Below are 15,008 nucleotides of genomic sequence, written 5' to 3' on the forward strand. Positions count from 1 at the left end.
CTTCTTGAGCGATTGGGGAAGTAAAACGCTCTTCTCTTTTATCATATTTAGAAACCAGAGGGAAGACGAAATGTTTAAAACATGGGTTTGCTCACCTATGAATGAAAGCTAGCTACCCTGTTCTCAAGCCTATGGCTTTCACTGTGTTCAATTCTTAGTACTTAAATTTCACTAAACCGCCCATATCATACAGAAGCTGCATACCGCTTCAACAAAGCTGAACCAATAATGAAACAGTCTTTAAATGAAGTTCCGCAGGCTAAAAAAAGCCCCATCGGGGCGAAATATTAATAGCTCAGGGTAAAACCCTGAGCTATTAGAAAAACCATAACCTTTGTTTTGGCGGACTTTTTGCCTTTTATACAAAAAGTGTGACAAAACATTACTTCAATTTAATGAGCCTCCAACCAGTTGTCTCCTACACCAAGACCGGTATCCAATTTTACTTTTAATGGAATGGCGTTCACCATGAGCTCATGCACTTTGGTTTTTAGCAGTTCTATTTCATCCACATGAGCATCAAAAATAAGTTCATCATGCACCTGAAGCAGCATTTTAGACTTTAGGTTTTCCTTTTTCATCCAGTCATGCACATTAATCATGGCCAGCTTTATCATATCCGCCGCAGAACCCTGAATCGGAGCATTTATGGCATTTCGTTCGGCATAACCTCTGTTGGTCTGGTTTCTGGAATTGATGTCCCTTAGATACCTTCTTCTACCCAAAACCGTCTCTACATATTCCATTTCTCGGGCCTTATTAATGCACTCGTCCATATAAGCTTTCACTCTTGGAAACTGCTCAAAATAGTTGTCGATAATCTCTTTGGCTTCTGTTCTTGAAATGCCTAATCGTTGTGCTAATCCAAAGGCAGAAATACCGTAGATAATACCGAAGTTGACCATTTTGGCTTTTCTACGCATGTCAGTAGTAACGTCAGCCAGTTCCACGCCAAAGACTTTAGACGCCGTAGTGGAGTGAATATCCACATCATTATTAAAGGCCGCCACCATAGATTCATCCTCAGAAAATGCGGCCATAATCCTCAACTCTATCTGGCTATAATCGGCAGATAGAATCTTAAAGTTTTCATCTCTAGGAATAAACGCCTTTCTAATTTCCCTTCCGCGTTCTGTTCTAATCGGGATGTTCTGTAAGTTGGGGTTGGTAGAACTTAATCTACCCGTAGCTGCCACTGCCTGATTATAGGAAGTATGAATTCTACCCGTTCGCTTATTAATAAGCAAAGGAAGAGCATCCACATACGTGCTTTTGAGTTTACTTAACTCTCTAAAGTCCAAAATCCGCCTAGCTATCGCGTGCTCGTTTTCATATTTACTCAATATTTCTTCTCCTGTAGCATATTGACCACTAGGTGTTTTCTTAGGCTTTAAATCTATCTTCAAGAGGTCAAAAAGTACCTCACCGAGTTGTTTAGGGGAGCCCACATTAAATTCTGTTCCTGCCATTTCAAAAATATCCTTTTGGGCTGCTGCTATATCTTTCCCCAATACTTCCGATAGTTCGTAAAGAGCATGAACGTCTACTTTTATACCTTCCATTTCCATTTCAGAAAGCACATTGACAAGTGGTATTTCTACCCTTTGGAGCAAGTCGTCTTGTTCCCTTTCTTTAAGCTCTATGTCCAAAATTTGCTTTAGTTGCCAAGTGACATCGGCATCTTCTGCGGCATATTTGCTTGCCTCTTCCACAGGCACATCACGCATGTTGCCTTGCTTTTTGCCCTTTTTCCCTATCAACTCTTCAATATGGACGGGTTCATAATTCAGATACAGGTTGGATAAGAAATCCATACCATGACGTAAATCTGGTTCCAGAAGATAATGGGCTAGCATGGTATCATACTTTGGCCCGTACACTTCTACGCCGTAATTTTTCAAAACCGAAACATCATATTTTAGATTTTGAGCAATCTTCATGACCGTTTCACTTTCAAAAACAGGTCTAAATTCCTCTAAAATCTTTAATGTTTCCTCTTTATTTGGCGGCGTAGGCACATAATAGCCCTCACCAGCTCTGTAAGAGAAAGACATACCTACTAATTCTGCATCAAAGGCATCTACATCTGTCGTTTCTGTATCGAAACAGATTTCGTCCTGAGCCAACAGATATTTTATCAATTCCGCCCTTTTTTCAGGCGTATCCATACAGTAATATTGGTGCTTCTTGGTATGAATAGTCTCCTTTTCCGAAGGCTCTTTTATAACCTCTGGCTCTTCAGAATAAGTATCAAATAGTCCCATTTGAGAGGCATCAGCAGGTTTTTTAGCTGCCTTTTTACTGGTGGCTTTTTCTTTGGGAGCCGCAGAAGAGTTATCTTCTGCATCAGGCATCATTCTACGCTTAAGCGTTCTAAACTCCATTTCGTCTAAAAATGCAGCCAAATCCTCTTTGTTATATTCCTCTAAGATCAAATCTTCCGATGTATAACTTATAGGAACATTGATATCAATGGTAGCCAGCTCCTTAGATAATAGAGCATCAGCCTTTCCGGCTCTCACTTTCTCCCCTATTTTTCCTTTGATTTCATCCGCATTTTCCAACAGCCCTTCGATGGTCCCGTATTCCTTCAGAAACTTGACTGCGGTTTTCTCTCCCACACCCATGATACCAGGAATATTATCCACCTTATCGCCCATCAGTCCCAACATGTCTACCACCTGGTCTATTCTTTCAATATCCCATTTGGCTAATATTTCGGGTACACCTTGTACTTCAACACTATTGCCTAGAAAGGCTGGTTTATACAAGAAAATATGTTCTTCCACTAGCTGACCATAGTCTTTATCTGGCGTGTACATAAATACCTCAAAATCATTTTTAGACTCCCTTTTTGCCATGGTACCAATGATATCATCTGCCTCAAAACCGGGTAGTTCTAAAAGGGCAATGTTCATGCATTTTGCCAAGCGTTTAATCAATGGAATGGCAATGCCGATATCCTCTGGCATTTCTTCTCTGTTGGCCTTATACTCTGGAAATTGTACATGCCTAAAAGTTGGTTCTTTGGTATCAAAAACGATAGCAAGATGCGTTGGTTTCTCCTTTTTTAAAACCTCCAAAAGTGTGTTGGTAAAACCGAAAACAGCAGAAGTGTTCATTCCGCTGGTGTTTACTCTTGGATTTTTAATAAATGCAAAATGTGCTCTATAGATTAAGGCCATTGCATCTAGAAGGAATAGTTTTTTTGAGGGCATTTGGTGCGTTTTTGATTGACAAAATGTTTGTAATATTCGCTATTTTTACGCTTTATTAAAACCATTCCGTCAGATAAATGCTTAAAAAGTCCACCTTCCTTCTTACACTTAGCCTGGTATCCACTTTGAGTTTTGGGCAGCAAATTACTTCTCAGAACTATCAAGCCAGGGACGAAGGAGATTTGGTAGAATTTGAATTTGTACTTCCCGAAAAACAATATGACTTTAACACTTCCGATTTACTAGTAAAATGGCATGTCATCTTATTTGATCTTTTGGAGCAAACCAATGGCTATACGCCCAATGTGGCTGCACGAACTTTAGCTTATGTCAATCTTGCTGCCTATGAAGCCATGCTTCCAGGGCAACCGGACTATCAAAGTTTAAGTGGTCAGATTCAAGAATACAAAAGGAGTAGAGATTATGATGTCAGCTCGGAGCAGTTTTCCAGTGCCATTGCCATTAACAATGCGGTTTTCTACATGGTAGATCAGCTTTTTACTCCTGCACCTTATGTTTGGATGGAGGGTGTTTGGGCTTTTAAAGATTCTGTTAATACCACACTTAGCCAGGATATGGATGCAGATACTTTCCAAAAATCAAGAAATTATGGATTGGCCGTAGGCAAAATGATTTATGAATATTCCAAATCTGACGGCGGCCACCAAGCCTATTTAAGAAGCTACGACATGAACTACCGACTTCCGGCCTGTGAGTCTTGTTTCGAAATTCATCGTTCGGCAGATTTAGAAAACACAGGCCCTATGCATCCGGGATGGCAGTATAACAGGTCTTTCATGAAAGACAACGCCACAGATTTTGGCATCAAACCAAAAGTGGTTTTTTCAAAGTATCCTAAGTCTCCTTTCTATAAAATGGCCATGGATGTTTATGAAGAATCCAAAACGGTCAACCCCGGAAACAAGAAATATGTGATAGCCAACTTTTGGGACGATGCTGCTGGTTTCACATATACCGCCACAGGACATTCCGCAGCTGTTTTGACTATGGTTTTAAGGAAGTCACCCGTTAGCTTGGCAAAATCGGCAGAACTTTATTGCCGTTTAGGTTTGGCTTTAAACGACGCTATTATCTGCTCGTGGATGGGAAAAATGAAGCATAATTTAATACGACCAGTAGCTTATATCAATAGATATATTGATAGTGCTTGGGAACCAAAACTGCTTACACCTCCATTTCCTGAGTTTCCTTCTGGGCACTCTGTGCAATCTGCCGCTATGGCCACTGTGCTTTCAGAAACTATCGGTAGCGACATTGGGTTTACTGATTATTCTAAATTCTGGGTGGGTGAACCTAGAAAATTTGCTTCATTCTGGGAGGCGGCCAATGAAACCAGCATTTCAAGGTTTTATGGAGGAATTCATTACATGGATGCACTTGACCAAGGTCAAGACATGGGAAAACTGGTAGGTCAAAACATATTGAAATTAAAGTTTCTAAAAGAAGAATAATATTTCAGTATTTGCTTTTAAAAGAGCCAGATTTATCAGACTTTGGGCTGTTGAATATGAGATACTAAAGCTCAAGATTTTTTCAAATTTACTTTTAAGACAAACATGCCTTTTACTGCAGAAGATTTACTGGAATCAAAAACAAGAAAAGAGCTTATTGCGATAGCCGAAGAAAAGGGTATTGATATAAGTAAAACAGTCAAAAACCTGATTTACGAAAAAGAGCTGGGCCTCCTACAAGCGGAATTGGTAAATCTGCAAAATTGGATCATTGAGAAAAAGCTGAGAGTCGCGGTTATTTTTGAAGGTAGAGATGCTGCCGGTAAGGGTGGATCTATTAAAAGATTCAAAGAGCATCTAAATCCGCGTTCTATGCGTGTGGTAGCTCTTACCAAACCCACAGAAGACGAAAGAGGTCAGTGGTATTTCAGAAGATATATTAAGGAGCTTCCTGAGCCTGGCCAAATAGTTTTCTTTGATAGAAGCTGGTATAACAGAGCCGTGGTGGAGCCGGTAATGGGTTTCTGTGACGATAAGCAATACAATCAGTTTATGGTGCAGGTGCCGGAATTTGAGCACATGCTATATGAAGATGGCGTTATTATTATAAAATTCTGGTTTTCTATATCTAAAGAAGAGCAAAGCGAAAGGTTTAACGAAAGACTAGCGAATCCTCTAAAACAATGGAAGTTTAGCCCAGTAGACCAGAAAGGACAAGAACTGTGGGGTAAATATACGTACTATAAAGAGCAAATGTTCAGCAAGACACATACCGCTTTTAGTCCGTGGATTATCGTTAAAACCAACAGCAAAAAACGAGCTAGATTAGAAAGTATCAGGCACGTACTTTCTCGATTTGAATATCCAGAAAAAGCACAAGCTCAAATAAGTCTTCCGCCAGACCCAAACGTGATTCAACGATTTTATAGAAACGTAAATCAAATTGATATTTAAGATCTAAAGTAGAAATGAAATTAACAGAAAAAGATTTAGAACTCTTAAATTCTAAAATAGGTCTTAGATTGGTTTTTGCGGAAGAAAAAACCAATCTAACTAAGGCTTTACGCTATTCTAAATACGAAAAAGAACTTAGAGAACTCCAGGCAGAACTGGTGAAACTACAGACTTGGGTCATTGAGAACAAGAAAAAGATTGTTATCCTTTTTGAAGGTCGAGATGCCGCTGGTAAAGGTGGAGCTATTAGAAGAATAACAGCTCATATAAACCCAAGACACTTTAGGATTGTGGCTCTTAATAAACCGACGGACGACGAACGCGGTCAATGGTATTTTCAACGTTATGTCAATCAGCTGCCGAAACCTGGAGAAATTGTTTTTTTTGACAGAAGCTGGTATAACAGGGCCGTCGTGGAGCCTGTGAATGGTTTTTGTACACCAAAAGAATATGAAATTTTCATGTCTTCGGTCAATGAGTTTGAAAAAATGGTTATTCAATCGGATACTTACTTTATCAAATTTTACTTCTCTATCACCAAAGTAGAACAAGCCAAAAGGTTTGAGGATATAAAGAAAAGTGAATTGAAAAAGTGGAAGATGTCTCCTTTAGATGAAAAAGCCCAGGGTTTGTGGGACGAGTACACCAAATATAAACAGGTGATGTTTGATAAAACTAACACCGAAATGGCCCAATGGACCATCCTAGATGCAGATAAAAAAACGTTAGCAAGATTGGCAGCGGTAAAACATATTTTGAAAGTGATTCCTTACGAGGAGCATTAAATCATTGAAACATTAGAGTATTGAAGCATTAAAAAATGAACCATTCCAGCATTGGAGCATTGAATCATTAACTCATTGGAGCACTGGAGCATTGAATCAATAACACATTGGAGCATTGGAGCATTAAAGCATTGGAGCATCCAAAAATGAACCATTCCAGCATTGGAGCATTGAATCAATAACACATTGGAGCATTGGAGCATTGGAGCATTAAAAAATGAACTCATTGAATCATTAAAACATAGAAAAAACTAAGGAATATCCATAAACTTATGGGTCTGTAAGCTGATTTTCCATTTTGGATTTGCTTTCACGTAGTCTATAATTAAAGGCAGCATTTGCTCCTGCTTATCCCATTCTGGTTGAAGTAATAATTGGCAGTCATCATTGACGAGTTCAGCGTATTTCTCTGCAAAAGCAAAGTCAGATTTATTAAATATGATGGCTTTTAGCTCGTGGGCTACCGGAAAAATACTTTCATGTGGTTCTTTAAATTTCTTTGGAGAGAAACAAACCCAATCCCACGTACCACTCATTTCGTAAGCCCCAGAAGTTTCAATATTGGTTTCAAAACCCGCCAAACGTAAAGCTTCTGTCAAAGGAAGCATGTCATACATCAATGGTTCGCCACCAGTAATCACGACCAATCTTCCTGGATGCTCTTGAGCCTCAGTAACCAACGTTTCTATAGAAGTAAGTGGATGTTTTTCGGCATCCCAACTTTCTTTTACATCACACCAGACGCAGCCCACATCACAGCCGCCAAGGCGAATAAAGTAAGCGGCTTTGCCATTATGCACACCTTCTCCCTGAATGGTGTAAAAAGACTCCATGATGGGTAAAGAAATAGCTGTCTGACTAGAATCCATATTGGTTTCGTTGATGAAATTTCCACAAAATTAAGCTTTCTGAAATAGAATCTCGTCTATGAATAAAAGTCAATTCATAAAATAGTAAATTTGTAAATCTGCAATCATAATAAAAGAATGAGCATTCAAAAGACTGATTACTGCAATTCCTTAACTTCCTACTCGCGACGCGAGACCAATCAAGTCAAAATTGGTGAACTTATGCTGGGTTCTGACTTCCCAATTCGGGTTCAATCTATGACCACCATAGATACCATGGACACGGAAGGCTCTGTGGAGCAAAGTATCAGGATGATAGAAACGGGCTGCGAAATAGTGCGAATAACAGCTCCGTCTGTAAAAGAAGCTCAGAATCTAGAAAACATTAAGAAGGCACTGCGAGCAAGAGGTTATAACCAACCGCTGGTAGCAGACATACATTTTACGCCAAACGCTGCTGAGCTGGCCGCAAGGATAGTAGAAAAAGTTAGGGTAAACCCTGGCAACTATGCTGATAAAAAGCGTTTTCAGCATATTGAATATACCGATGCTACCTATCAAGATGAGCTCGCACGTATTCGTGAAAGATTTACACCTTTGGTAAAAATCTGTAAGGAACATGGTACTGCCATGCGAATAGGAACCAATCACGGTTCACTTTCTGATAGGATTTTGAGCCGCTATGGCGACACGCCTCTTGGAATGGTGGAGTCCGCCTTAGAGTTTTTGAGAATTTGTGAAGATGAGGGATATTATGATATTGTAATTTCCATGAAATCTTCTAACCCTCAAGTGATGGTGCAAGCTTACAGAATGCTTGCTACCAGACTGGATGAGGAAGGTTTGAAGCCATATCCCCTGCACTTAGGAGTAACAGAAGCAGGAGAAGGAGAAGACGGCAGAATAAAGTCTGCCATGGGCATAGGAACACTTCTGGAAGATGGTTTGGGTGATACCGTCAGGGTTTCGCTTACCGAAGACCCAGAGTTTGAATCGCCTGTGGCTCAATCGCTCATTGACAGATATGCCAATAGAGCGGCTAAGGCTTCTCCTATTTTACCTATAGAAAATTATCCAATAGACCCGTTTTCTTATACTAAAAGAAAGAGTATTGAAGTGGCAAACTTTGGCGGCAGTAATGTCCCAAGAGTGATAGCGGATTTCTCAAAAACAGGTGTAAATGCAGTTGAATCCTTGAAAAGTATTGGTCATTATTATTTACCTGCCATCGACAAGTGGGGTATGAATGACCTGGGTGCCGATTATATTTTCACAGGAGACAAGTCAATTGATTTCATGTTACCGAACGGCTTAAAGGAAATCTTGAATTATGAGTTCTGGCTCACAGCTGCTGACCAAAACAATAAGATTCCGTGTTTGACAGTGGAAGAATATTTAAAGGCAGAAAAATTACATTCAAAACTAAATTTGGTCAAGGTTGACGCTTCATTTATCAATAAGGCTTTCTTTGACAATGTTCGAGAGAAAAAGAATGTAGTGCTCCAACTTTCTTCTCAAAATGCCCATGCTATGGCAGATATGCGAAGATTCTTTGTGGCACTTCTAAATCTTAACGTTGATATACCCGTGGTTTTAGAGGCCAAATACGGTAATATCAGTGAGAGTAACTTCCAGCTTTATACTGCTACAGATTGCGGCGGATTATTGCTAGATGGCTTGGGAGATGGCATCACATTGAACTATGAGGGAGGGAAACCAGAGCTTATCAACTCCACCGCTTTTGGTGTGTTGCAAGCCGCCAGAACAAGAATTACGAAAACGGAATATATCAGCTGTCCATCTTGTGGAAGAACCTTGTTCGACTTGCAAGAAACTACGGCTATGATTAGAAAAAGAACGGATCACCTTAAGGGTGTTAAGATTGGAATTATGGGCTGCATCGTAAACGGGCCTGGAGAAATGGCCGATGCCGATTACGGTTATGTGGGCATAGGAAAAGATAAAATCTCTTTGTACAGAGGTCAAACTGTGGTAAAACGTTCTGTGCATTCCGACAATGCCGTAGACGAATTGATAGAATTAATTAAAGAAGACGGAATCTGGACGGAACCGTCAACCATAGAAGAAACTTTAACAGCATAAAAAGATATGAGCAAGATTAAAGATTATTTAAAAGTAGCACCGGCGTTTGGTTATTTCTTACGCGTTTTTAAGAAGGACAAAGACGGTAAATATCCAACGAGCACCAATCTTAAAATGATGCATGGCATCAATAAGATTTCCATTGTGATGTTCGGTGTATGTGTGATCGTGTTGATTTATCGCTATTTCTTTAGAGGGTATTAAAAACGAATCATTGCCATGGATTTAGAATCTTTCAGAGCATACTGTTTGGCAAAAAAAGGAGTGACAGAAGAGTTGCCCTTTGGACCTGATACACTTGTTTTTAAAGTCATGGGAAAAGTATTTGCATTGAGCCCCTTAGACGAACTAGATTTACGTATAAGTCTAAAAAACACCCCCGAAAAAAACCTCGAATTAAGAGCAGAACATACGGGTATTCAAGGTGCATTTCACATGAATAAGAAGCATTGGAGCATGTTTTTAATGATAGAGGGCGTTCCTTCTAAAGTGCTTATTGAAAGTGTGGATGATTCTTATGATTTGGTGGTAGCTGGTCTCACAAAAAAGGTTCAGGCGGAGTTGGAAGCCTTGTGAGCTGATGTTGGATATTTGACAATAGAGCTCATCCGTATGAGCTTTGGTTCAAATTCCCAATTTCACTTTCATTAATCTCAAAAGTCCCGTAGGGACGAAATATCGGTAAAAGGACTTTTGCCCTTACGTATTCACTGACTAAAGCAACTCGAAGCGACGACCGGGGTACTCCAAATCAGAGCTAAAAGTACAACACCGCATTAACAAGTTAAAAAACACCTTCATGTCTCTCCTATTCGTTTACGGTACTTTGATGAAAAAATGCAAACCCAATGAATGGTCTCGATTTCTTCAAGAAAACGCCACATATGTAGGCGAAGCCATTGTAAAAGGAAAACTATATCGCATTGATTTTTATCCCGGTTTGATCAAAGCAGACGGAACTGTTTATGGCGAAGTTTATCAGCTACAAGAACCCACACTTTCATTACCAAAACTTGACGAATACGAAGACTTTCTTCCGGAGAATTTAGACGATTCTTTATATCTCCGGGAGAGAAACATGGTAAGCCTTTTAGAAAGTGAAAAAGAGAAAGAATGCTGGATTTATTATTATAATAAATCAGTAAAACCTTACGAAGAAATATTTTCAGGTAAGTTTACCCATTGATAATCTTTCTATAGACTTCCGTTTTGTCTGGGTCTAAACCGGAGAGTAACAAAAATGCCTTTTGTTTATTTTCTCTACTTCCTTCAGAAAATATATTGACAAACTCTAATGCTTTTGCATCAAAAAAAGCATTGATAAGCACAGAGTTAGGCCTAAGTGTTACAATATTTTGAATGATTTCTAAAAGCTTTAAGACCTCTTCCCTACCCTTTTCTGGTTCTCTGCCAAAATCGTCTAAAACCAATCTGTGGTACTTATAAAAGCTTTCTCTGTATTGACTTAACTGTTGATTTTGAAGGTTTTCTACTAGAAAATATCTATTCCTTTTCGAATTCTGAGTTTGTGACCAACCCGATCCTGCATTGGCCGAAAGCGTTACTAAGTTATACAAACGCTGAATATAGGGAGAGCCCCCCATCTCACTGAAAGAATCATAATCTACCGCAAGAGCCATTAGACTATAATAAGCGGCCAAAGCCGTAATATTACTGGTATATGACTGCTCATTAAAAACCATTTGACGTTCTGTCGGCTGATAAGAAAAGCTGAATTCTTGGTCTACATATTGTAAAGTAACCGACTTATATTCTGTACCATAAATAGGTCTAGTTACCTGAAACTGAGCATTACCACTAAAAAAGTTCTGTGTCGTAGACTGCATCAATGTGATTATAAGACTGCATTCCACCTTCTCGTTCATGTTGAAATTATCTGTAGTCCACCTGGTGTTATTCATAAACTGCTGAATCTGCGTTTGCATATCTTGAAACAAGCTCGGATCGTACTGCACCGTAGATTTCATTTGTTGAAAGTTTATCTCCACCCTAGCATCAAGTTCTTGAGCCATGGAAGACATACTGACTAAAAAAAGAAAGAGTATTTTTTTCAACATCTTATATTAGTTAAAACAGCTTTTACTTCGTTTAAAATATCTAAAGCAACGACATCTTTTGATTTCAATTCGAAATCCTTAATCTCCCCATTCCTATGCACCACCTTGATTTTATTGGTATCATAACGGAATCCTGCACCCTTATCTTGTAAAGAATTAAGCACGATAAAGTCAAAATTCTTTTTCTCTAGTTTTTTTGAGGCATTTTCTAGGGCATCATTGGTTTCCAAAGCAAAACCAACCGTTACTTGATGGCTCTTTTTGAGCGAAGCCAAACTTCCTGCGATATCCAGCGTTCTTTCTAAGGCTATGGAAAGGTCATCTTCTTTTTTCTTAAGCTTAATGTCCGATATTTCTTTTGCGGCATAATCTGCTACAGCGGCCACATAAATGATGATATCTGCCCCACCAAAAAGCTCTTTAGTAACCTCATACATTTGTTGGGCAGATTTAACTTGTGTAGTTTCAATATTCAATGGAACTGGAATATTTACGGGCCCAGAAACCAAATTAACCTTGGCACCCGCATTTCTGAAGGCTTTAGCAATGGCATACCCCATTTTTCCAGAAGAATGATTACTAATAAACCGCACAGGGTCTATAGCCTCTTGTGTAGGACCTGCAGTAATTAAAACCCTTTTGTTTTTAAGGGCTTCATCTAAACCAAACTGGCTTTCTATAAACTCAAAAATATGTTCTGGCTCTGCCAATCTTCCCTGACCTTCTAAGCCACTGGCTAGCTCACCACTTTCTGCTTCAATAATGGCATTTCCATAAGATGCTAGAAGCTTAAGATTTTTTAGTGTGCTGCCATGTTTATACATATCCAAATCCATGGCGGGAGCAAAAATTACAGGACATTTGGCTGACAAATACGTAGCCACTAATAAATTATCACAAATTCCATGAGCACATTTTGCTAGGGTATTGGCTGAAACCGGAGCCACCACCATGATATCTGCCCATAAGGCCAATTCCACATGGTTATTCCATTCCCCTTCCTTTCCTGCTGTAAATTCGGTAAGGACTGGATTTTTAGATAAAGTACTTAAAGTTAATGAGGAAATAAATTCTTTGGCGGCAGCCGTCATTATCACTTTAACTTCCGCCCCAGATTTGGTAAGTAATCTCACCAAAAAAGCAGACTTATAGGCTGATATACTGCCTGTTACTCCTAATAATATTTTTTTACCTTCTAACAATTTTCTTTTATTCTATGATAACAAAATTAGCCTTTTAACAGTAAATAGCCTTACTTAATGAAAATCTCTTAGTACTTTTCTGGCAGTCCTTCATGAAAACAATATTATTCTCTAGTTTTAAATAATGAAAAAACTCTTCTCTAACCTTACCTTCTGGGTATTGACTGCTATTGCTTCAGGAGCTCTTTTAGGTCACTTTTCACCTGATTCTGGAATTCAAGCTAAAGTACTCGGCGACGGATTTATCCAAATAGTAAAACTGTTTATTTTACCCATTATTTTTTTAACCATTTCTCTGGGAATCAGTGGAATGGGAGACTTAAAAAAAGTAGGAAAAGTAGGTGGGAAAGCCTTATTATACTTTGAAATAGTAACCACATTTGCCCTTGTTATTGGTATCGTTGTCGCCTATCTCATTGAGCCTGGTTCTGGCGTAACAGGTGAAACCACTGGTGCTAATGTGCAGCAGTTTGCAGATAAGGCGGAAGCAGGGTTTAGCTGGATGGCTTTCTTCCAAGACAATAAAACCATTCAGGTTTTACTCTTTTCAATTCTCTTTGGCGTTTTCTTGAGTAAATATAAAAACAGCAAACCCATTACTGATTTCTTAACTAAAATATCCAAAGTGGTATTTAAGGCTTTGCACTGGGTTATGCTTTTTGCTCCGATTGGAGCTTTTGGTGGAATGGCTTATACCATCGGAAAATACGGTTTAGATTCCCTCATTCCTTTGGGCAAATTGATGATTTCCGTTTATGTCACTATGGCCATTTTTATATTTGTGATTCTGGGTCAAATTCTAAGATATTATAAAATTAGCTTGTGGGGATTTTTGAAATACATCAGAGAAGAATTACTGATTGTTTTAGGAACATCTTCTTCCGAAGCCGCCTTACCTTCTCTCATGGAAAAGCTGGAAAGAATGGGCTGTTCTAAGCCCGTAGTGGGCTTGGTTGTACCAGCAGGTTATTCTTTTAATTTGGACGGCACCACCATATACTTATCCATGGCCACTTTGTTTCTAGCCCAAGTTTATGATGTTCATTTATCTATTGAGCAGATGCTCACCGTGATCGGAATTTTGATGGTAACATCGAAAGGGGCCGCAGGTGTAACAGGAAGTGGTTTTGTAGTATTGGCCTCTACCTTAACGGCCTTAAAAGTAATTCCATTAGAAGGATTAGCTCTCCTTTTAGGTGTAGATAGATTTATGTCTGAAGCCAGAGCCATCACTAATTTTATAGGCAATGGTGTAGCCACAATATTCTTAGCCAATAATGAAAAGGAATTTGACCGAGACAAAATGCTTTATGCTTTTGGCCATTTAGACGAAACCGAAGATATATTTAAAGATAACCTGAACAATTAAAATGTCATGAAAACCGCGATAAAGTCTTTCTGTGTCTTACTTATTTTAGTTGGCCTTTGTTTTCTTTATATTTTAAATTCAAGCGGTTTTTTCATGACAATAAAACCTCATTTTGATGGTAGGGTGGAAGAAATAAGTTCTCCAGCTGGCGTGGAAGACCTTACCATTGACCAGTCTAACGGTCAAGTTTACTTTTCTGCTTCAGATAGAAGAGAACCCCTAAAAACGGGTGAACTTTATACTTGCAATGCAAATGACGAAGGCGTCGAATTGGTTTCTTTACGTGCTTCGGAGAAAAACCCAGATTTCAGACCACATGGTATTTCCTTGCTTCAGAAATATGGAAATAACTATTTGTTTGCCATTTCGCATGAAGGAGCCGACAGTTTTGTTTATCGCTTCCAGATTGAAGGCGATAGTATATTGAATCAAAGAAAGTTTTCACATCCAGAAATGTTTATTAGTCCAAACGACTTGGTAGCCATAGACACGGCCACGTTTTATTTAACTAACGACCATGGCATGAAAAATGGTTTGGAAAGTAAAATCAAAGACTTATTATTAGATAAAAATGGCTATGTCGTGCTTTATAAAAATGGTGAAGCACATCAAGTCAGTCAAAAAATGGCCTACGCCAATGGTATCAATGTATCTCCAAATGGCAAGTATCTTTATGTCTCCAGCACCTCAGAAGGGATGCTCTATATTTACGAAAACAGTCCAACAGGTGAGCCTCTAAAAATGGTGGATTCTAAATTCGCAGCAACGGGTTTGGATAACATTGAAATGGACATAGATGGTAATTTAATCATAGGGGCACACCCGAAACTTTTGAAATTTCTAAGCCACAAAAAAAGTAAAGCCAATAGAAGTCCCTCACAAATTCTTAAAATAGTCTATCTTCCAGAAACCGATTATAAATTTCTACAAGAAGAACTTTATCTTAATAATGGAGACCCGCTCTCAGGAAGTAGTGTTG

Annotated in this window: 13 protein-coding genes; 9 read left to right on the forward strand and 4 right to left on the reverse strand. The window is 38.9% G+C overall.

What is annotated here, in order from left to right; all coding sequences use genetic code 11:
• Positions 1–392: 392 nt before the first annotated feature.
• Positions 393–3,218, reverse strand: a complete 2,826-nt coding sequence (polA, locus tag ACTBZY_RS10070; protein ID WP_463046204.1) for a DNA polymerase I — start codon at positions 3,216–3,218, stop codon at positions 393–395.
• 77 nt (positions 3,219–3,295) lie between these two features.
• Between polA and ACTBZY_RS10075 the strand changes: the two genes are divergently transcribed.
• The 3 genes from ACTBZY_RS10075 (at position 3,296) to ppk2 (ACTBZY_RS10085) (ending at position 6,429) form a co-directional block, all read left to right on the forward strand.
• Complete coding sequence (locus tag ACTBZY_RS10075) at positions 3,296–4,690, forward strand: vanadium-dependent haloperoxidase (protein WP_463046205.1); 1,395 nt, start codon at positions 3,296–3,298, stop codon at positions 4,688–4,690.
• A 105-nt stretch (positions 4,691–4,795) separates the two neighbouring features.
• Entirely contained in the window at positions 4,796–5,644 is an 849-nt protein-coding gene (gene ppk2, locus ACTBZY_RS10080; RefSeq protein ID WP_463046206.1) for a polyphosphate kinase 2, read from the forward strand.
• A gap of 14 nt (positions 5,645–5,658) precedes the next feature.
• Positions 5,659–6,429, forward strand: a complete 771-nt coding sequence (gene ppk2 / locus ACTBZY_RS10085; RefSeq protein WP_463046207.1) for a polyphosphate kinase 2 — start codon at positions 5,659–5,661, stop codon at positions 6,427–6,429.
• 251 nt (positions 6,430–6,680) lie between these two features.
• On the opposite strand, the gene ACTBZY_RS10090 is transcribed toward ppk2 (ACTBZY_RS10085), so the two are convergent.
• A complete protein-coding gene (locus ACTBZY_RS10090; RefSeq protein WP_463046209.1) occupies positions 6,681–7,298 on the reverse strand; it encodes a 7-carboxy-7-deazaguanine synthase QueE in 618 nt (205 codons plus the stop codon).
• Positions 7,299–7,415: 117 nt separating this feature from the next.
• Here ACTBZY_RS10090 and ispG point away from each other — a divergent pair, with 117 nt between their 5' ends.
• From ispG to ACTBZY_RS10110, 4 genes are all read left to right on the forward strand, one after another.
• Positions 7,416–9,380 (forward strand): (E)-4-hydroxy-3-methylbut-2-enyl-diphosphate synthase, encoded by a 1,965-nt coding sequence (ispG, locus tag ACTBZY_RS10095; protein ID WP_463046210.1) that lies wholly within the window; start codon positions 7,416–7,418, stop codon positions 9,378–9,380.
• Positions 9,381–9,386: 6 nt separating this feature from the next.
• Positions 9,387–9,584 carry a DUF6728 family protein gene (locus tag ACTBZY_RS10100; protein ID WP_463046211.1) on the forward strand — a complete coding sequence of 66 codons (198 nt, stop codon included), beginning with the start codon at positions 9,387–9,389 and terminating at the stop codon, positions 9,582–9,584.
• 15 nt (positions 9,585–9,599) lie between these two features.
• The gene (locus ACTBZY_RS10105) at positions 9,600–9,956 is read left to right on the forward strand and encodes an MmcQ/YjbR family DNA-binding protein (protein ID WP_463046212.1); all 357 of its coding nucleotides are present in this window, start codon (positions 9,600–9,602) and stop codon (positions 9,954–9,956) included.
• A 223-nt stretch (positions 9,957–10,179) separates the two neighbouring features.
• Positions 10,180–10,566: a gamma-glutamylcyclotransferase family protein gene (locus tag ACTBZY_RS10110; RefSeq protein WP_463046213.1), complete on the forward strand. Its 387-nt coding sequence runs from the start codon at positions 10,180–10,182 to the stop codon at positions 10,564–10,566.
• Here ACTBZY_RS10110 and porD read toward each other — a convergent pair.
• Both porD and coaBC read right to left on the reverse strand, forming a co-directional pair.
• Positions 10,556–11,458: a type IX secretion system protein PorD gene (gene porD / locus ACTBZY_RS10115; RefSeq protein WP_463046214.1), complete on the reverse strand. Its 903-nt coding sequence runs from the start codon at positions 11,456–11,458 to the stop codon at positions 10,556–10,558. The two genes, ACTBZY_RS10110 and porD, sit on opposite strands and share 11 nt — an antisense overlap.
• Positions 11,452–12,660 (reverse strand): bifunctional phosphopantothenoylcysteine decarboxylase/phosphopantothenate--cysteine ligase CoaBC, encoded by a 1,209-nt coding sequence (coaBC, locus tag ACTBZY_RS10120; RefSeq protein ID WP_463046215.1) that lies wholly within the window; start codon positions 12,658–12,660, stop codon positions 11,452–11,454. Before coaBC ends, porD begins: the two co-directional genes overlap by 7 nt.
• Positions 12,661–12,784: 124 nt before the next feature.
• Here coaBC and dctA point away from each other — a divergent pair, with 124 nt between their 5' ends.
• Together dctA and ACTBZY_RS10130 are read left to right on the forward strand one after the other, a co-directional pair.
• Complete coding sequence (gene dctA, locus ACTBZY_RS10125) at positions 12,785–14,029, forward strand: C4-dicarboxylate transporter DctA (RefSeq protein ID WP_463046216.1); 1,245 nt, start codon at positions 12,785–12,787, stop codon at positions 14,027–14,029.
• Between the two features lie 93 nt (positions 14,030–14,122).
• The coding region (locus tag ACTBZY_RS10130) for an SMP-30/gluconolactonase/LRE family protein (RefSeq protein WP_463046217.1) at positions 14,123–15,008 on the forward strand (886 nt) is incomplete at its 3' end.

The organism is Arcticibacterium sp., from assembly GCF_055134445.1.